This is a genomic window from Nocardia sp. NPDC058499, assembly GCF_042719915.1.
GTDB lineage: Bacteria > Actinomycetota > Actinomycetes > Mycobacteriales > Mycobacteriaceae > Nocardia.
The window spans coordinates 75,252-93,734 of the sequence record NZ_JBHXMZ010000013.1 but is presented as its reverse complement, the minus strand read 5'-3'; the positions used below and the strand labels follow the sequence as shown (position 1 = coordinate 93,734).

Genomic DNA, 18,483 nt, shown 5'->3' with positions numbered 1-18,483 from the left:
ACGGACCGCTCCCGAGAGTGATGCGTGTCCGCGCCCGGGATTCCTACCGTCGATTCGTGACCACCGACGACACGATAAGCGAAGTACGCCGCCACCGTTCGGTACAACCAACCGGACCCCGCTGGTGGCGCCGCCCCTGGATTCTCCCGTTGGCGGCCGTGGCGGTGTTGTTCATCGCGATCTCGCTACCCCGGTATCTGACTTTCGACCCTGCTCTGTCGAGAGTTCAGCAACCAGGCGTCCCTGTGCACTATCCATTCCTGGTGGCGCACGTGATCTTCGGATCCATCGCCATGCTCACCTGCTGCATCCAGGTATGGCCACGCTTCCGCCGGAAGTATCCGTCCGTACACCGGTACGCCGGGCGCGTATACGTTCTGGCGGGCGTGCTCCCCGCCGGCGCAGCGGCACTCGTCCTCGGTGCCACGACTCCCTTCGGGCCGGTCGCCATGGCGAGCAACCTGCTGCTCGCCGTCATCTGGCTCGGCTGCACCCTGCAAGGCTTCCGCGCAGCCCGGCAACGCCGTTTCGCCGACCACCGCCGGTGGATGATCCGCAGCTTCGCGCTCACCGTATCGATCATCACCAACCGAGTGTGGGGCGTGCTGGTCGGTATCGCGCTGGAACCGCAGCTCGACACCACTTTCCGCGGCAGCGAAGAATTGTTCGGCCAAGCCGTCGGCGGGACCGTGGCGTGGCTGGGCTGGACGATACCGCTGCTGATCGCGCAGTGGTGGCTCGAGCGCGGGAACACGACGCGCAACGCGGATACGGCCGGGAGCAGTGGGGCTCATAGGGCTCCCGATCATGCGCTGTGATGGCCCACGCTGCTGCTACCGGTAGTGACGGATGTGCTGTTCAGGAGTCGGAGGGGATGGCGGCGAGGAAGGCTCCGCCGGCGAAGCGGCGGTAGTGGACGGGGCCTCCGGAGAATCCTCCGAATGGGATGAAAGTGGGGTACTGCGGGGCGCGGAGGTCGGCGATGACGGCCGCATTGGGAAGAGTTGCCGCGGCGGTCGCCAATTCGGTGTCCAGGGAATGACGGGCCGACAGCGCGTCGAGAGTCATCGCTTTCGACGAGTCGCGGGGAAGGAGTATTTCGCCCGTGTCGAACCACCAGTCCCGGAACACCGTTTCGAAGTCCAGGTCATCGCGCTCGTCGTCGTCCAGGTTCGGATCGAGGTTCTCGGCCTGTTCACCGTTGGCAATCCGCAAGGACAGGTCGATGCCCTCGGCGAGCATGGTGAACCAGTCGCTGACCGACGGGGCGACCAGAGTGCAGGTGTTGTCTTCCCAATGATAGAAGACCGGCCCCCAGGCGCCGGTTTCGGAATCGATATCGGCGAAATAGTTTTCCGCAGCGGAGTTGCTGTGCAGCGCCCACCAGGTCCCTGGAACACCGGCACGGCAGTACCTGGTCTCTACGTTCTCCGGATGCCCGAAGGTGACCGGATCGTGGTCGTCGAACGAGATTTCGCCGATCTCGCGTGCCAACAGCCGGATATCGGAAGGGGCGGGCACCGGCCAGGTGTCGATCACCTCGTCCGGGATTCCGGGACCCAGCCGAACCTCGCCGTCCGAAGCGGTCGCCACAGCCCGAAGCCGCGCAATCGCTTCCTCTGCCCGAATGATTGGATTACTCATGAGCTCGTTTCTGTCGTAAGCCACTGGGCTCCACTTCAGGACCAGGAATCCGGTGGGTAGTCTTCCACTCCCACCCGCCGCAAGGGCAACACCGAGTCATCCGGACTATCCACGAGCATCCCCAGCACGCGATCCGATAGCGGGCCGTGACCTGGATCCGCGGGTACTACCCTTCCCGTCCAGGGAGCACGTCGGCCGAGCCAACGCCAACCATCCGGGTCGCGGGACCACAAGTCGCCGCAGATATCCCAGTACAGTCCCTCCTCCTGCGGGACATACATGGTGGCTAGTCCTCGATGCCCGCGTAGTTCGCCAGCGCGCGCAGGCTGCTGCTGGCTCTCCGTTGCTGTGCTGCCGCCGCCCGGATCGTGTTTTTCACCGTGGCCGAGGCCCGGAAATGCTGGGGTGCCAGCACTCGCGAGGTGTACAGCTCTTCGATGGCCTCGTCAGGGCGTTTGTTCAGCAGGTGTGCGCGGGCAACATCGAGGTGGAAATAGGTTTGTCGTTCTGCGGCGATACGGTCTGTGAAGTCGACGGTCTCCGCGGTTTTCAGGGCCTTTCCGGGTTGCAGCAGATCCACTTGCGCAGCGATCTGATGCAGCTTCACATTGGTGGGGCCGACCACGGTTTCGTACACCACTCGGTCACCCACGCCGGCAGCGACTTTCGCAGCTTCGGACAGGTGTTCTTCCGAGGCCGACTTGTCCGCCAGTGATGCCGCGATCACGCCCGCTCGCATATGCAGGGCCGTCCACACTGCGGCAGCGTTCCCGTCGGTGGCGATGAGCGGTTCCACCGCGATCATTGTCCGGTCGAGTAGTCGCAGTGCGTGTTTGCCAGCGCCGATGCGGGCCAGTGCCGCGGCACGTAAGTAGTGGCTGGTCGCTACCAGCAGCGGGTCGCCGCTACGGTCGGCGGCCCATTCCATGCGATCCATCGCAGTCAAGCTGAGATCGGAATAGCCGAGCTTGTGGGCGAGCGTATTTCCCGCACGGTAGGCATCGGCAAGCAGCGCGTATGCCGGTTCTCCGTGCTCCTGGCCTGCGGTGAGTAGCTGCTCTACGAGGTCTGGGAGGATTGCGCCGATCTTGTCGTACTTGGTGTCGCGCCGCCACTCTCCGAGCTGCACCACTTGGCGGCGGAGTTGGTCGAGCGGAAGCAGTTCGATGCCGTCGTCATACAAGTCGGTTGATGCGAGAGCCCGCCGGATCGTCGGTACCAGTTGGTGCAGCTGTTCCGCACTGTCCTGAGGTCCGGACAGACGGCTGGAGTCGACTCCCAGCGCTTGTGCGACCTGGGCGAGCCAGACTGTGGACGCCGACGCATCACCGGATTCGACGCGTGCCAGGTATGCCCGGCCGACATGCGCTTTCTGCGATAGCTGGGCTTGGGTCAGGCCACGGGTCTTGCGTATTTGGGCGATCCGCGCGCCAACCGCCTCATCCTCGATCATGCTGCCAACGGTAACAGCAAACGAGAGAACAATCTGAGAACAAACAACCTTTCATCCGGCCGTAACGTCAGATTCGGTCACCCGGTATCAGGACCGCTACCGCCGTCCGCGCACCAAATGACCAGACCAAGCCACCGACGAGCCCGAGGTAACCCCGATGCGCCAGGAGCTACCCGCACTGCCCAGCAGACTCACGCACAACCAATCGATGGCGGCCACATTACGGCTGTGGAATATGCGGAACCGGATACGGCTGGAGCGGGTCGCGGAGGGGCTGCGACAGCTGGATTATCCGGCAGCCTGCAGAAACGCCCAGCCGATCCGGGGTCGGGCGCACGCGATCCATCTGATGGCCGACCACGCCACGCACCGTTGCCCGCGGTTTCGGCTGGCAACGCGGTACATCGAGGCCACGCAGTGACGGCCGCCGTGACCGACCGGCTGCCCGGCATGCAGTGGGTCACTGGACTGTCGGTGCTGCAGCGAGTTTCGGCGGGCCTGAAGGTGCTCGACAGCGGTGAATGCCGGTATATCGATCCGATTCGCAGTCTGTCGCACGCCCATTACGTCATGCATCTACACCAGGGGCATTGCTGCGCTCGTTATGAGATGGCGATGCGCTACACACTGGAGGCCGGGTCATGACCGAAGTCGTCCGGACAACGCGGCTTCACTTTCCCGTCGGACTCGATACCAGTCGGCCGAGCATCGCCCGTGTCTACGACTACAGCATCGGCGGCAAGGACAACTACCGTATCGACGCGCAGGCTTGGCGCCGGATCACCGATGTGGCACGGGGATTCGGCGAAGTGCACAAAATGAACCGGGCATGGCTGGCGCGGGTAACCCGGTACTTGGCCCAGTCGGTGGGGTTGACCCAGTTCCTGGATCTCGGGGCCGGCATACCAGCGGTGATGAACACCCACCAGTTCGCCCGCGAGTGGCGGTGCCGCGATATGCGCGTTGTCTACGTCGACCACGATCCGGTGTGTGTCGCGCATGGGCGTGCGCTGCTGGAGGACAACGAGACGGTGCACTACATCCCGGGTGACCTGGCCGACCCCGACCAAATCCTGCAATCCAGTGCCGCCCGCGTCTATCTCGACCTGGACCTGCCGGTAGGACTCCTGCTGACCGGGGTGCTGCATCATTTGCTCACCGGCCGGGACCGGCCGGCCCAGATCGTGGCGCGCTATATCGATCTGCTGCCTGTCGGCTCGTATGTGGCGATAACCCATTACTACGACCCCGGACCGGCTGATCCCCAAGGGCGGCGGCTGGTGCGGGAGTTGGAGCTCGCATTCCTGGATTCCGGGCTGGGGCCGGTGCGGTTTCGGACGAAGGCTCAGATCACGGAACTCTTCGGTGGTCTCACCCTCGTCGAGCCGGGACTGGTGGAACTCGACGACTGGTGGCCGTCCGGCCCCTCCGTGCCGCGGAATCCGGAAGAACGGTTGATTGTCGGCGCAGTCGCGTATAAACGACCCGGCTCATGCCGCTGAGTATCGAAACCGGCATGGTCAAATCATCTGGTCACCGGCAAATGCGAACAGAGGACACCTGAGATGAACCCTGAATTCGAGAGTGCCCAGCAAGACCCGGAATACCTGGCGTGGCTGGAAGCCATGGACAGCGCGCTCGATCGCTTCGTTACCGAGGACGCGCCCGCAGTGGGCAAGCTCGACGACCCTTATACCGCGGAAGGTCTGGCCCTGTGTGAGCATGCGGTCCGGGACCGGTTCGGCCGCGGGCAGGCCATCGCCGATCCCGCCAACGCCGAAATGGCCGACCGGTTCACCCGCTACATCGGTGAGGTGCATCGCCGCGCTACCGAAGCGGAGTGGATCAACACCGCTCACGTATACGAGGGACACGGAAGCCGGCCGAAAATCCAATTCCCGTTCTCTGAGTACGCGTTCAACCCGAGAGACCAGATCGGGGGGGCGTTTCGCAAGGATCCACAGCCGCCGTCCGAGCTGGTGTGGGTACTGAACAACATGATCCGGGACTACACGCGATGGGTGGGGTTCGGGCGCCCATCCGCTGAGGAATATCGACGCCTGTACCTCGAGCAGTTGGTTGCTGAGACCGACGGGAACGACTTGTAGGGGATGTAGATGGGGCCGGGGGATAAACCTGACGCGCTGACTCCTGCTGAGCGGAACCAGTATGAGGAAAAGTATGTCCCCCGGAAGCTCAGGGACGGGGAGGTCCCGAGGACACCGTTGCAGTGGCGACAGGCGTCCGCGTCCTGGCGGACAAACTGGGTTCAGGGGAAGACTTTCGAGAAGGGGCTCGACGTCGTTTTCGGGCTCACCGCATCGGGCTGGGAGCGTGAAGTCGATCGAGAAACCGACTCGGCTACGGGGAAAGGAGTGCGAACAGACTTCCAGTACCGCGACCACACTGAGGCCGTCGCTCCCCAAAATATCGAGGCGAAGTCCGGTGCGCTGGACAAAGAGCGTGAAGTGAAGCAACTGGAGGGCTACCAGCAGCTTCTCCAGCAAGGCGAGACGGTACAGCTGTTCACCCGCGCCGAACGGGACAAGGAAATGTCCAAAGAGGCGCGAACCCTGATTGCTGTGATGAAAGCGGAATTCCCGAACAGATTCCGACATCGCCCGATGAACGAGCGCGTGTACCAGCGGATCATGGAAGCCGGTGCGCGTGCGTTGGAGCGGGAACGCCGGCAGGAGATCACCGCACAGCTCAGCCGGATCCCGGAGCGCGATGCGCGTGCGCTATCAATTGCTGAGATCGCCCGCGAGTACGCGAAAGAAGCGCCAACCGCAGGTATCGAGCAGTTGCGGTTCATGGCACGTGAGCTGCGCGAGATGGCGCAGACCCAGGCCGTGGCGGAGCGCGACCTCGCCGCCGAAGACCGTAAGAAGCTCGGTCTGCGGTTCCAGGCGGCGCAGGAGCTGGAGAAGGAACACAACACCCAGCTGGTCCAGAAGGAAACCGAGCGGCACAATGCGATCGATCCGATCACCTTCGCCCTCGTCGAGCGAGAGCGGGAGCTGATCGACCGCGGCACCCAGCAGGCGGCACAGGAATTGCAGCAGCAACTGCATTCTCACAGTATCGACCTCGAGCAGGCGCGGCATCATTTCCTCGGGTTGGCGTATGCGCTAGGCAAGAATCAGGAGCTGGAACGCCGCACCGAACGTGATGCCGCTGCTCGTGCACCGCACGCGGTCGAGAAGATCACCGAACAGCTACACCGGAAAGAGCAGGTGCGGCTGGAGAAAGATCAGCAGGTGTCTCGGCAGATCGGGGCGATGGGCGCGGTAGTCGAGTACGAAACCGGTCGCCGTAACCAGGCGGAACTGTCGCGGCTGGCGATCGAGGTGAACCGGGAGCGGCTGATCGCGCGAGGTGTCGACCCGGAGAAGGCGCGCTTACAGGCCCCGACACTGCCCGCGCCTGTCCTGCGGGATTCCGACCGTGGTCAGGACCCGCAGCAACTTGCCCGTGAGCTGGGGCAACGTGATCGTGAGCGAGCCTCAGCACGTGAGAAGGCGATCGAGGGGCGCGTGGCCGAGTTCGTCGCGAAAGGGGTGCCGGATGACGTGGCTCGGGCAACGGTCCTGGCGCGTCTGTCGATGCCCGTCCGTGATCACCGGTCGGCGCGGGAGCGACATATCAAAGAAGTGGAGAAAGACCTGTTGACGCAGGGGATTCCGCCCGGCATCGCTCGGGCCGCCGCGGAGGGTCGCGTCGTTGAGGAGCCGCCGCAGGTGAAGCGCGCGACGGCCGCCCGAGAGGCGCGGGAGCGGGAACTCGAACGGCAACGCGGGCACAGCCGGGGACAGTGACGACGTAGTTCGCGTGTTGGTGTTGCCGAGGATGGGGTGTCGGTATATCCAAGTGACCGACTTTCCCGGACGATGAACCCTACAGTTCTGGTTGTGGAGCAGCATCAAGGGGATTCAGCGCCCCCGACCATATTTCGACCGTCGCCGAGCGTTCAGGTGATGTGGGTGGTGTTGGGTCTGGTCGGGATCGCGACCGGCTGCTTGCTCCACATGACCATATCCGCCGACTCGACGCTGTCGTTCCCGGTGGTGGTTTCGACCGCCGTGGGTGTTCTCTCGCTCCTGGTCGGACTGGACTACTTCATCCACCCCTCGCCCGCTGTGACAGTCGACGATCATGGGCTGGTGCTCAGGCCATTCGGCCGAATCCCATGGGCTGCGATATCGCGGGTGCATGTGACGACAGCGAAGATCGACCCGAATACGAGGTACCTGTCCATCGAACTGGTCGAGCCCGGTCCGAAGCTCGCCGAAAGGCGTTGGCCCAGATGGATCCACGGCCCGATCAACAAGCTCGTCACCGGCCATCCGGTGACCATGCCGGAAAACTTGCTGCGCCCGATATCCCTGGACGATATCGCCGCCGAACTACACAGGCGAAACCCGGATCTGGTCATCACCAGATCGATGCAGCGTGGCTTCCGTCGAGGCGAGCGCAAGCCGTGATCGGTGTAGTTGTTCCGAGACCCGAGATTATCCGCGAAGGCATACACTCGGCCGCTTTGTCGTATCGAATCCGGGGTGATCCGGATGAATGGCCGAAAGTCTCCGGTGGCGGCGAGCCGGCGGCCAAAGAGGAAGTCCGACGGGCTGTACAGATCTGCGGTGCCACGCGAGTGGTATCGGCTCGGGACTGAGCGACGAGACCGGGGTGGCTACGGTGGGGCAGAAGATGTACACCGGCCTGGACGCCGGAATCGAACCGCGCCAGGCTGCCCGTGATGTGGAGCGCCTCGTCGATGACATTCAGGCGGCCGTCCGATGACTCCGCTCCTCGAAACCGCCGCTGATCAGGTGGGTGGGCATACCCCGCACAGCAACCCCGTCGCGAGCTGGTTCATCCGCGCGGTACCGGAAGAGATCATCAAGGATCTGCTGCTGGACCGGAATGTCGACCCCGGGCGAGCGAGCGTCACCGCGCGCCTTTCGTGTCTGGAGGTCGCCTACCGGGACACCCCCGGGATCGCATGTGTCCGATCTGGTACATGTGCTATATATGGTACATGTCGATGAAACGGACGAATGTCTATGCCGACGCCGACGATCTTGCACTGATCAAAGAGGCCGCCAAGCGGCGTGGCCGTTCCGAGGCCGAAATCATCCGCGAGGGCATCCACCTGGCTGCTTTGTCGTATCGAGTCTGGGACGATCCGGACGAATGGCCGAAAGTCTCCGGTGGCGGTGAGCCGGCGACCAAAGAGGAAGTGCGACGGGCTGTGGCAGACGGCCAGTGCTAGTCGTCGCCGACACCTCTGGTTTGTTGGCGGCGTTCGACCGGGACTCTCCCGACTCCAGTGCATGTGAACAGGTGCTGCGTGAGGCCGGAACGGTTGTGGTGTCGCCCATGGTTCTGACCGAACTCGACCACTTGACTCGGCGCAGATTCGGAGGATCCCAGCGCGTCATGGTGATGAACTTCGTGTTCGCCCAGGTCGACCGTATGCGTTTCCTGGTTCCCGACACCGGGCGTGATGTTCTCGGTGTAGCCAGGGATGTGCAGCAACGCTATGTCGGGCTCGACCTCGACTTGGCGGACGCGGTCAACGTCGCCCTTGCGGCCGAGTTCCGCACCGTCGACATGCTCACTCTCGACCGGCGTGACTTTCGGGCTATCCGGCCGCTCGTAGGCGGGGAAGCATTCCGCCTGCTTCCCGACGACCGCTGATGCCCTGCGCGGTAGCGGCCGGAAGAGTCGCTGCTGCAACGGCTTCTTGTGTAGTCGGAGTGTTCATGAGCTCGTTTCCGTCGCAGCAAGGGGTCTGCGCGGCGCTGTGCGCGGCTGTCGTTTTGATGGTGGTTTTCACCGCTCGCGAATTACGGAAGTACTCTGGCGCTGCGGCTTTCGCCTCCTGCAACGACTCGACAGCTGCGTCAGGCTTCCCGCCGCGAGGAACGCTCGTGCCCGGTCGAGCCAGGAAAGCGCTGCCCGCTCTTTGATGTACGTTTCGTCAAGGTGGTCGACTCAGCAGTGTGCCCGAGTTCGGCCAGCGAAAAGTCAGAGACTGTCGGCATGGTGACGCCGCGAGGAATCACTGCGAACATCTGTTTTCTGGCCAGTGACGAGCGCGAAAGTCAGCAGTTCGCCGCCGTCGGTGTCGAGCAGAGGGATCGTGGCACGAGACCCTTGTCTGACGATCTCGTCTGGGGAATGTTCGGCACAGACCTCGCACCACAGCTTCCAGTCGAGCCAACCCTCGGGCTGCGCCCGGCTGGCAGTGACCTGGATCAGGCCGGTCTGTTCCCATTGGAAGCGCCACCACTCGGGCGTGTGGAAGGATAGGATCTCCCACCCCATTCCGGACCGCAGATACGCCGGGGCACCACCGAGTTCACGCAATTCGCAGTGCAATGACGGCACGGCGATCGACAGCTGACCGCCTGTCTCGAGGAAACTGCTGATGTAGCCGACGTAGAGATCATCAGTGCCGAAGTAGTGATAGCTGCCCACCGCCAGGATCGCATCGAATTGTTCCGATTCGAACGGTAAGTCATGCGCTTCGGCACGCACGGCGTGGACCCGGTCGCCGACGCCTGCCTGATCGAATCGCGCTGCGTTTTCCTCGGCCGGGACCCACAGCTCCGAGGCCCACACCTCGACGCCGTACTCGTGCGCCAGGAAGATCGAGGTCATGCCCAGTCCGCACCCGAGATCGAGAACCTTCATTCCGGGCCGGAAGGTACAGTCCCGGCTGAGGTCTTCTAGCAGCCATAGTGGGTTCGGACCCATACAGTTGTCGACCATCCACTGCGGATCGTATATCGCCGCCCGCGGGTATTTGTCAGGCCTGACGAGTGCATCCAGCGAAGTCACCGCCCATCTGTATCAGCCCGCCTCACGACCCGGCAAAGGAATTCTCGGGCAGGGCTACGGCAACTTGTCGGCATCTGGCTCGACTGCGCGCTGCTGTCGGCAGTCGCGGATGTGCTGATCAGGGGCGATGGAGGGCGTCGAAGGTAATGGCGAGGGTGACCGGTGTGTCCAGGACCAGGGCGGTGCGGTGGACTTTGTGGGGCATGTACCGCAATCCGGACCAGTCGAGGCGGTATTCCTCGATACGGTCGATAGTTTCCCATGTCTTGTCGAAGTGGACGATCAAGTAACCGGGAATGCCGGTGCGCGCATACAGTTTGTGTTTTTCGGTGGTATCGGAATCGACCGTGCTCTTCGAGGCGACTTCGACAACCAGGACGATATGGTCGCGGACGGTGTTCAAATCATAGGGTTCGCAGTCCCGGACGAAGATATCCGGGTAGCGGACATTGAGCCGATGATCGGCCGGTGATCGTCCGCGTCGGCGAAACGGACAGCGGTATCGGACCCTATCCGCAGACACGGGCCGGCGGGGTCGCGAGCGTCCTCCAGCCCGGCAGCGAGGCGGCGCACCACGCGGCTGTGTGCATCGCTCTGTGCCATCAAGCGCACCACAAGGCCGTCCACGATCTCGACGTCGCCGAATGTGCTGCTGAGGTCATCCGGCTCGGCATTCAGGAATTCTTCGGCAGTGATCCGAGGGTGCCCGTCGGGAGGCGGTGCTGTCACAGTCAGCTCCTCGTGAGATTCAGTGGCTGCCCGCAGGGATCGACCTGCGGAAACGCTGATGGAAGATTACCAGCGGACCTCGGTATCAGCTTGTCTCTGTGTACTGGCTGCGACCAGGGCCTGCTGGGCGCCCGCCGGAATGTCAGGGGCCGTGGTGGTGCGGGTTTCAACAAATCGGCGCGATGGGCGCGGTTGCCGGGGTTGCGGCGCCGGAAGACCATCGGTGTGGCGAGAGCGCGACTGTGTTCCCAGAGTTGACAAGTTCGAACGGCGGCGTTGTCTGGCAGGAGTTCGAGAAAGATATGGACTACAGGGTCTGTCCCGGTATGTGGGTGACTGTCTCTCATACGCAAATCATGAAGCGCCGAAGGAGATTTCGGTAATGAATCCGTCCGGATATGCGATCATCCACACGATCGATCAGCAGTTCGGACATAGATAGGGCAAACAATGAAATTCGCCAAAATCGCCGCCACGGCGTTGCTTTCCACTGCCGCTGTCGGTGTGATGGCCGGTACGGCACATGGTGAGGCGAACATGGTGCATCCGGTAGCCGGGAAAGTGGACGGGAATGTGGGGTACTCGATGGCGTGGTCGCCCGACCGCTCCAGCGCGACCACCACACTGACGTCGGGCATTTTCGAGGTTACCGAGAATTCGGTCGAGGTCGTCGCAGCCGACGGCGAAGTGCTGGAACAGGTACCGCTGGAGTATCAGGTCGCGGGCCAGGAGGTCCGTCTCGATGCGCAGGTGGACGCGGCCGGAACCTCCCTGACCATCGACCGTCCCGCAGTCGCCGCGAACGGGGCGCCGGTGCCGGCTGCGCCGCTGAAGGATATCGCCAGTAACGAGACGCTCATCCTGGGCGCGGCCATCGGGTGTGGGATCGGTGCCCTGATCGGGCTCGTCCTTCTGATCGTGGGCGCCCTGCCGGGCTGTCTCGTCGGTGCCATCGTCAACGGCGGCTTGGTGATGAACGGCCAGGGGATCCTGCCGCCTCGGTAATCGAGCCTGCCGGGCGATATCGCCCGTGTGGCCCCAGTGGTGCTGGGGCGCAGGTGTGTGCCGTCAGACATCGGTGACAGAGATTCCCTCGCCGACCCGAGTCGGCGAGGGAATCAGCAGGACTCCGGCGGTGCACCCGGGTCTACCGAGTCCACCGCCACCGCGCCATCAGATCACCGGCCACCGCGCGGGGCGGTAGGCCGACCAGCAGAGCAGATCGTCCAGCGAAGACTATGGTTGAGCCGATGGTCAGGCGGCTCGTGGGTCGGTGCCGCGAAGAACGTAGTGGTCGTCGCCGAAGACGGCCGAGATCTGGATCTCGCCGCCCAGCGCCTGCACGTAGCGAGCGACGACCTCGAAGGTCGACACGTCACCACGCTCGACCTGGGAGACACGGCTTTTGGTCACGCCCATCCGTTCGGCGACATCACTTTGGGTCAGGTCCAGTGCCTTCCGGCGCTCCGCGAGCCGGTGGCCGTCGATGACGGCCTGGTTGTGCTTTCGGGCCTGCCTGATCTGCTCCTCACCGCCGGCCTGGGCGACGAGGTCGTCACGTACGTCGGCCCACTTCGGGTAGTTGTTCACTGGTCGGCCTCCTCTTTTTCTCGCTCTCTGAGATATCGCTCGTACAGCTCTTCGGCGCGAGGGATTGCTTCCTTGTACCAGCCGTTCCAGTTGCCGGACTTGTCCCCGCCGAGCAAAAGAATTGCTGAGCGCCACGGGTCGAAAACGAAGATGACGCGAATCTCGGACCGGCCCGCCGAACCTGGCCGGAGTTCTTTGAGGTTGTGGATGCTCGATGCGGTGAGCTTGTCGACCAGTGGTCGGCCGAGGGTGGGGCCGGCGTCGGCAAGACGATCGATCGCATCGACGACCTGGCCCATCGATGCCTGTTCGAGTTCCTTGGACCAAGCGAGGAACTCATTCGTCACCCGGATCTCCCACTCACCCACACGCTGAAGTGTAGCAAATTCTACACCAAATGGTGGGGCTTGTCGCGGTCTGACCAGGGCAGATTAGCGGGCCGAAGGCGATTCGCTCGAGGCGTGGCATAGGTGCCCGACTGGCTATCGATGTACCTCGATAACGGACGATGCCCCCGCCGACTCGGGGTCGGCGAGGGCATCGGCAGGGTTCGGCGGTGCACCCGGTCGACCGGGTGCACCGCCCGATCAGATCACCGGAGCCGCGCCTCGATGGCTTCGATGATGCGGGGGCGGAGTTCGGCGGCGCGGATGATCGCGTCCACCGACCCGACCTGGACGGCGCGCTGGATGCTGTGCACGCCGTCGAATTCCGCGGCGACCTCACCCAGCTTCTCGGCACGCACCGAGGAGCGGAGTTCGTCGAGTTCGGCGGTGAGGGCGGCGCGTTCGGTGCCGCCCGCGTTCGCTGCGCGCTGTTCCAGGTCCCGGACGCGGGCGTCGGTGGCGGTGCGTTTGCCGACCTCGCCCGCGAACACGACGGCCGCGGCGGGGGCACCGCCGAGGACCGAGGCGAAGGAGCCTTCGATGGCCAGGACCGTCATATTCGGGTTCAGGGCCTTCGAGAACACCACGAACGCGCCACCGTGGTAGCGGGAGATCACGCAGAACACGATCGGGCCGTCGAAATTGACTATGGCGCGGCCGATTTCGGCACCGTATTCGAGTTGCAGTTTGCGCATCGATTCCGGTGAACCGTCGAACCCGGACAGGTTCGCCAGGACCACCAGCGGACGGTTGCCGCTGGCCGCGTTGATCGCCCGCGCGGCCTTCTTCGACGACTGCGGGAACAGGGTGCCTGCGGTGTAGGTGTCGGGGCCGTCGGTCGCCGGGAAACCGCGCCGCGGAATGTTCTGGGATTCGATACCCAGCAGGCATACCGGGATACCGCCCAGGTGGACGTCCTGGACGACGGCGGTTTCGGCGTCGGCCATACCGGCCCAGCGTTCGAGCACATCGTGGTCCTGGTCGGACAGTGCCCGCATCACGGTCCGGATATCGAAAGGCTTCTTGCGGTCCGGGTTGGCGGTGGTGGAGAAGATTTCGCCGACGGTGGTGAAACCGCTGTCCGCCAGCACATGCGGGAAGTCGGAGATATCGCGATCCACCGGGTCGGTGGTGGTGGCCCGCCGCGGGGCCTGTTCACCGGGGGCGACGTAGGTGTGATCGTAATGCGACATCAGGACGCCGCGGGCGGCGGCGAGGTTCGGTGCCCAGTACTGCGCCTGGCCGTTCGGGCCCATCACCCGGTCGTAGCCGCCGATACCGAAGTTGTCCTCGGCGGAGACGCCGCCGGAGAAGTCCAGCGACTGTTTACCGGTGAGCACCATGGCCGAATCCGGGGTCATCACCAGGATGCCCTTGGTGTGCATGAGCATGGTGGCTTCGGCGTTCCAGTAAGGCTGGGCGCCGACGTTGATACCCGCGACCACGATATTGATCTCGCGGCCGTCCTGGGTGAATTCGACGATGCGTTTGAGCGCCGCCGCCACCCAGTCCATGTTCTCGGTACCGGAGGACATGGAGATCCGGGCGCCGGAGGACAGCGCGTACCACTCCAGTGGAACCTGCATCCGGTCGGCCAGATCGAGCGCGCCGATGATCCGGCGGCATTCCGGTTCCGACAGTGCGCCCAGCGATTTCGTGGGGTCGCCGAGCAGCACCACGCGGGTGATGCCCTCCGGGTACCGGTCGGTCGGTGTGGTCACCACACCGGCGACGATCGCGGCGGTATTACGGCCCTTCGGCCGGTCGACCGGGACGAGCGTGTGGTCGGCGTCGAGATCGTATTCGGTGAAAGCGCCGAGCTGATCGGTCAATTCGTACGGGTACACAGCGTTGCGGCCGGCGGCGCGCAGCACCTTCTGGCGGTACTCGTCCAGCGGCTCCACCGGTTCGTCGGAACGCTCACCGACGACGACCTGGGTGCCGCCGATCGCGTCGAAGGTGATCCGCAACGCGAGTTTGACCAGTTCACCGGTTTTCGGATCGGGCTGGCGGGCGATGAGCAGTATTTCCTCCAGCCCGGCGCCGACCGTGGTCGGGCGCACCCGCTCGACGATCTTCTCCAGCTCGCCGCGGGTGACGTCGATCGTGGGCCAGATGTACATCACGATGCGGTTGGTCTGCAGCCGTTTGGCCGCCGGCCGCCCGGCCTGCGCCCGCCGGATCGAATCGAGGCAGGTGGCGATTGTGCTTTCGGCGGTCGGCAGGGTGATCAGCCGGCCGTCGTGATCACGCAGCGCGGTCAGGTCGCGTACCTGGGCGAATGCGACGAGACGCTCGTCGGCCGGGTTCTCCTTGGCCACACACCGGAACAGGTACACCTCTTCGTTGTCCGAGGACGGCAGCTGGGTGAGATCGAATTTGTGCAGCCGCTTCATCTGCATCCGCTGCGCGATATACGGGTGCAGGCCGCGGATGAGGTGCTCCTCGTCCAGGCCGGTGGCCGACGGGCGGAAGGTGAAGTGGTGGTGCATGACCGCGTTATCGCTGCCGGCGACGGTGGCGGTGATCCGATGCACCAGATTGGGCAGTGGCTGCGCATTCAGCACCTCGTGCAGCGCGGCCGCCATACTTTCGAAGTCCTCGGGCTGGTTCTCCCAGGACAGGTAGATATCGGCCTCGATGGAGGTGGTTCCGGTGGCCAGTTCGGCCAGCCCGCGGACGGTATCGGCGAGGGAATCGAAGCTCACCGCGGTCGAGACCAGGTTCACGCCCTTACGTTCGGCGACGACGTAGGTGCAGCCGCCGGCCTGCCGGGTGCGGACATCGGTGAGGTCTTTGTTGCCGTAGTAGCGGCGGGTCAGTACCTCCAGCATCGCCGTGTTGTCGGCGGAACCACGCGACAGCCGCTGCCCCAGCAACCGCACCAGCGGTTCGGTGGCGCTCACCATCTGGGCGATCCGTTCGCTGCGGTCGGCCGCGTCCGGGTTGGCGTCGAGGTAGCTGAGGTTCTTGCGGGTGTCGGTGTAGACGCGGGCCCGGTTGCGGCGCAGCACCGGCTGGCCGTACCAGGCGAAGACCAGGCCGCGGGTGAGGTCGGCGATCACCGGGAACCGCACCTGGGTCGCGGCCACCAGCCGCTCCAGGGCGAGACCGACCGGTTCGCGCAGCACCCCGTCGGGCATCGGTTCGCGCAGCCACTCCCGCAGCAGGGTCGAGATGACCTCGACGGTATCGGCGGGACGCTGCTGGGCGAGGAAAATCCGGAAGACCGCGGCCTCGAGGTCTGGGGTGCGGTCCAGTTCGGTGACGCCGTAGTGGCCGAGGGCCGCGGCGAGCTTCGCCCGATACGATTCCGGCAGCCCGGCCCGCTCGACATCGAGGCTCTGCAGGTAGGTGTGGAAGTATTCGCGGGCGCTGTGGACATGGCTGCGGCCGCCGCCGTCGTCGTCGAACGACCGGTTGTGGCTGAGTTCGGCCAGATCGGCGAACACCTGCATCAGCTCGAGTTCCTCGGCGAGCGGCCGATGATTATCGGCGACGGCCGCGCGGCGTGCGGCGAGGTAATCGTCGAGGACACGGCGATCGTCGTGCGGGTCGACATCGAATCCCAGCAGCAGGCTGCGCAGATCCTGCAGGCCGCGGGTCATCCGCTCATGGGGTACGACCTCGGCGGATTCGTCGGGAAGGTCCAGCTCGACCGATACGGTGGCGGCGGTATCCGCGGCGTCGTCCTCGGCGAGCGGTTCCAGGCGCAGCAAGGGCGCACCCGTCTCCACCTGGGTGCCGACGGAGACACCGATCTCCTTCACCCGGCCCCGGAACGGCGCACGCAGCACCGTTTCCATCTTCATGCTCTCCAGCACCAGCACCGGGGCACCGGCCTCGACCTCGGCACCGGCTTCCAGCGGGGTCGCCACCACCAGCGCCGGGGCGGGGGAGCGGACGACGCCGCCTTCGTCCCGGCTGATGCGGTGGGTCACGCCGTCGATATCGACCAGGTGGACCGGCCCGTGCGTGCCGGTGATCAGGCGATACCGCACACCGTTGACCACGACCTGCCCGGTGTGCCGGTCGAAACGTTCGAGGTCGACATCGGCGGTGCGGGTATCGGTGCCCGCCTCGAGCCCGACCCGGAACCGGTGCGCACCGATCCGCGCGACCCGCACCCGGTAGCTCGCGCCGCGCAACTTCAGGTCGAGCGGCCGGCCGCTGTCGTGCTGCACCTGGGGGCGGCCGCCGGCGGCCGTGGACAGCAGCCGATGCTGTTCGACCCGTTCTTCTTCTTCGTAGGCGTCGATGGCAGCGGCGGCCAGGGCGACGCTGGAGTGGCGGTGCGAGACCAGCCGGCCTTCGTTGCGCACCCGGTCGATCCAGCCGGTATCGGCGCCGGCGTCGATCACCTCGGGCTGGTCCAGCAGGTCGAGGACGAAGCTCTTGTTGGTGGCGCCGCCCTCGATGATCACCCGGGTCTGCGCGACGGCGCGGCGCAACCGGCCCAGCGCCTGCTCACGGTTGCTGCCGAAGGCGATGATCTTGGCGATCATCGAATCGAAATCGGCCGGGATGGTATCGCCCTCGCTGACGCCGGTATCGACGCGGATACCCGGCCCGGCGGGCAGGTCGAGATGGGCGATACGGCCGGGGGCGGGCGCGAAATCGCGGTCGGGATCCTCGGCGTTGAGCCGGGCTTCGATGGCGTGACCGCGTTCGGCCGGCGGCTCACCTTCCAGCTTGCCCCCGGCGGCGACATGCAGCTGCGCCCGGACGAGATCGAAACCGGTGGTGTATTCGGTGATGGGGTGCTCGACCTGCAGCCGGGTATTGACCTCCAGGAACGCGAACAGCTGCTCACCGGGGTGGTAGAGGAATTCGACGGTCGCCGCGCCGCGGTAATCGACCGCGATCGCGAGCCGCTCGGCGGAAGCCTTCAGTTCGGCCGTCTGCTCGGGGCTCAGCACCGGTGAGGCCGATTCCTCGATGATCTTCTGGTTGCGCCGCTGCACCGAGCAGTCGCGCACACCGAGCGCCCACGCGGTGCCCTGGCCGTCCGCGATCACCTGGACCTCGACGTGCCGGGCGCCGGTGACCAGCCGTTCCAGGAACACCACGCCGCTGCCGAACGCGCGTACGGCCTCCTGCCGGGTGCGTTCGTAGGCGTCGGCGAGTTCCGACTCGTTCGTGATCACGCGGATACCGCGGCCGCCGCCACCGGCGGTCGCCTTCAGCATCAGCGGGTAACCGATATCGCTCGCGGCGGCCAGCGCATCGTCGAGCGAATCGACCGCGCCCCGGCTCCACGGCGCCACCGGCACGCCGACCTCTTCGGCGATCAGCTTCGCGCCGATCTTGTCGCCGAGTTTGCGCATGGCCTCCGGCGAGGGGCCGACGAAGGTCACGCCGATCTCTTCGCACAGTTCCGCGAACGCCGGATCCTCGGCGACGAAGCCCCAGCCGACCCACGCGGCCTCCGCCTTCGTGGCCAGCAGTGCCTTGCGCAGGACCTTCAGGTCCAGGTACGGGCGTGCGGACGCCGGGCCGAGGTCATAGGTCACATCGGCTTCCCGTACGAACGTCGCGTTCCGGTCGACGTCGGTGTACAGGGCGATCGTTTCGATGGGTTGTCCGGTTTCCGCGGACAGATCCCGGGCGGCGTGGATGAGCCGCATGGCGGACTCTCCACGGTTAACGATGGCGATGCGGTTGAACACTCGCCGACTCCTTCCTGCGCAAGCACGAGCCCGGTCGGGCGGGGTTGCGGGTTCCGTTTGGGTCAGTCTGCCTCGTCACGACGCGAAAATGCACAGCGTGTGGGAGCTACTCGCACGTATTTTTGCGGAGACGGTCCGGTCGCGCTCGCCGGACACGGCCGAA

16 protein-coding genes are annotated in these 18,483 nt (G+C 64.9%); 9 read left to right on the top strand and 7 right to left on the bottom strand.

The annotated features are described in order from the left end of the window. Window positions 1-56: 56 nt before the first annotated feature. The gene (locus tag ACFWPH_RS29920) at window positions 57-818 is read left to right on the top strand and encodes a DUF2306 domain-containing protein (protein WP_378755545.1); all 762 of its coding nucleotides are present in this window, start codon (window positions 57-59) and stop codon (window positions 816-818) included. Between the two features lie 40 nt (window positions 819-858). Here the strand turns inward: ACFWPH_RS29920 and ACFWPH_RS29915 are convergent, their stop codons facing one another. Both ACFWPH_RS29915 and ACFWPH_RS29910 read right to left on the bottom strand, forming a co-directional pair. Then, window positions 859-1,593, bottom strand: coding sequence for a hypothetical protein (locus ACFWPH_RS29915; RefSeq protein WP_378755544.1), 735 nt, complete (start codon window positions 1,591-1,593; stop codon window positions 859-861). 337 nt (window positions 1,594-1,930) lie between these two features. Continuing rightward, window positions 1,931-3,097, bottom strand: coding sequence for a helix-turn-helix domain-containing protein (locus ACFWPH_RS29910; RefSeq protein ID WP_378755543.1), 1,167 nt, complete (start codon window positions 3,095-3,097; stop codon window positions 1,931-1,933). Between the two features lie 417 nt (window positions 3,098-3,514). Between ACFWPH_RS29910 and ACFWPH_RS29905 the strand changes: the two genes are divergently transcribed. The 7 genes from ACFWPH_RS29905 (at window position 3,515) to ACFWPH_RS29875 (ending at window position 8,800) form a co-directional block, all read left to right on the top strand. Next, window positions 3,515-3,742, top strand: coding sequence for a hypothetical protein (locus tag ACFWPH_RS29905; RefSeq protein ID WP_378755542.1), 228 nt, complete (start codon window positions 3,515-3,517; stop codon window positions 3,740-3,742). Continuing rightward, the gene (locus ACFWPH_RS29900; protein WP_378755541.1) at window positions 3,739-4,599 is read left to right on the top strand and encodes an SAM-dependent methyltransferase; all 861 of its coding nucleotides are present in this window, start codon (window positions 3,739-3,741) and stop codon (window positions 4,597-4,599) included. Before ACFWPH_RS29905 ends, ACFWPH_RS29900 begins: the two co-directional genes overlap by 4 nt. A gap of 63 nt (window positions 4,600-4,662) precedes the next feature. Further along, entirely contained in the window at window positions 4,663-5,205 is a 543-nt protein-coding gene (locus ACFWPH_RS29895) for a hypothetical protein (RefSeq protein WP_378755540.1), read from the top strand. 117 nt (window positions 5,206-5,322) lie between these two features. Beyond that, complete coding sequence (locus ACFWPH_RS29890) at window positions 5,323-6,915, top strand: hypothetical protein (protein WP_378755539.1); 1,593 nt, start codon at window positions 5,323-5,325, stop codon at window positions 6,913-6,915. A 165-nt stretch (window positions 6,916-7,080) separates the two neighbouring features. Then, on the top strand, window positions 7,081-7,581 hold the full coding sequence (locus ACFWPH_RS29885; protein ID WP_378755537.1) for a hypothetical protein: 501 nt from the start codon (window positions 7,081-7,083) through the stop codon (window positions 7,579-7,581). A 563-nt stretch (window positions 7,582-8,144) separates the two neighbouring features. Beyond that, window positions 8,145-8,372, top strand: a complete 228-nt coding sequence (locus tag ACFWPH_RS29880; RefSeq protein WP_378755536.1) for a CopG family transcriptional regulator — start codon at window positions 8,145-8,147, stop codon at window positions 8,370-8,372. Beyond that, window positions 8,366-8,800, top strand: a complete 435-nt coding sequence (locus ACFWPH_RS29875) for a PIN domain-containing protein (RefSeq protein WP_378755535.1) — start codon at window positions 8,366-8,368, stop codon at window positions 8,798-8,800. Before ACFWPH_RS29880 ends, ACFWPH_RS29875 begins: the two co-directional genes overlap by 7 nt. Window positions 8,801-9,130: 330 nt before the next feature. Here the strand turns inward: ACFWPH_RS29875 and ACFWPH_RS29870 are convergent, their stop codons facing one another. Both ACFWPH_RS29870 and ACFWPH_RS29865 read right to left on the bottom strand, forming a co-directional pair. After that, window positions 9,131-9,946, bottom strand: a complete 816-nt coding sequence (locus ACFWPH_RS29870; protein WP_378755533.1) for an SAM-dependent methyltransferase — start codon at window positions 9,944-9,946, stop codon at window positions 9,131-9,133. Window positions 9,947-10,064: 118 nt separating this feature from the next. Beyond that, the gene (locus ACFWPH_RS29865; protein WP_378755532.1) at window positions 10,065-10,349 is read right to left on the bottom strand and encodes a Uma2 family endonuclease; all 285 of its coding nucleotides are present in this window, start codon (window positions 10,347-10,349) and stop codon (window positions 10,065-10,067) included. Between the two features lie 776 nt (window positions 10,350-11,125). Between ACFWPH_RS29865 and ACFWPH_RS29860 the strand changes: the two genes are divergently transcribed. Continuing rightward, window positions 11,126-11,680: a hypothetical protein gene (locus ACFWPH_RS29860; RefSeq protein ID WP_378755531.1), complete on the top strand. Its 555-nt coding sequence runs from the start codon at window positions 11,126-11,128 to the stop codon at window positions 11,678-11,680. Window positions 11,681-11,929: 249 nt separating this feature from the next. On the opposite strand, the gene ACFWPH_RS29855 is transcribed toward ACFWPH_RS29860, so the two are convergent. From ACFWPH_RS29855 to ACFWPH_RS29845, 3 genes are all read right to left on the bottom strand, one after another. After that, window positions 11,930-12,265: a helix-turn-helix domain-containing protein gene (locus tag ACFWPH_RS29855; RefSeq protein WP_378755530.1), complete on the bottom strand. Its 336-nt coding sequence runs from the start codon at window positions 12,263-12,265 to the stop codon at window positions 11,930-11,932. Then, window positions 12,262-12,633: a type II toxin-antitoxin system RelE/ParE family toxin gene (locus ACFWPH_RS29850; RefSeq protein ID WP_378755529.1), complete on the bottom strand. Its 372-nt coding sequence runs from the start codon at window positions 12,631-12,633 to the stop codon at window positions 12,262-12,264. Before ACFWPH_RS29850 ends, ACFWPH_RS29855 begins: the two co-directional genes overlap by 4 nt. A 224-nt stretch (window positions 12,634-12,857) precedes the next feature. Beyond that, a complete protein-coding gene (locus tag ACFWPH_RS29845) occupies window positions 12,858-18,320 on the bottom strand; it encodes a carboxyl transferase domain-containing protein (RefSeq protein ID WP_378755528.1) in 5,463 nt (1,820 codons plus the stop codon). Between the last annotated feature and the right edge of the window lie 163 nt (window positions 18,321-18,483).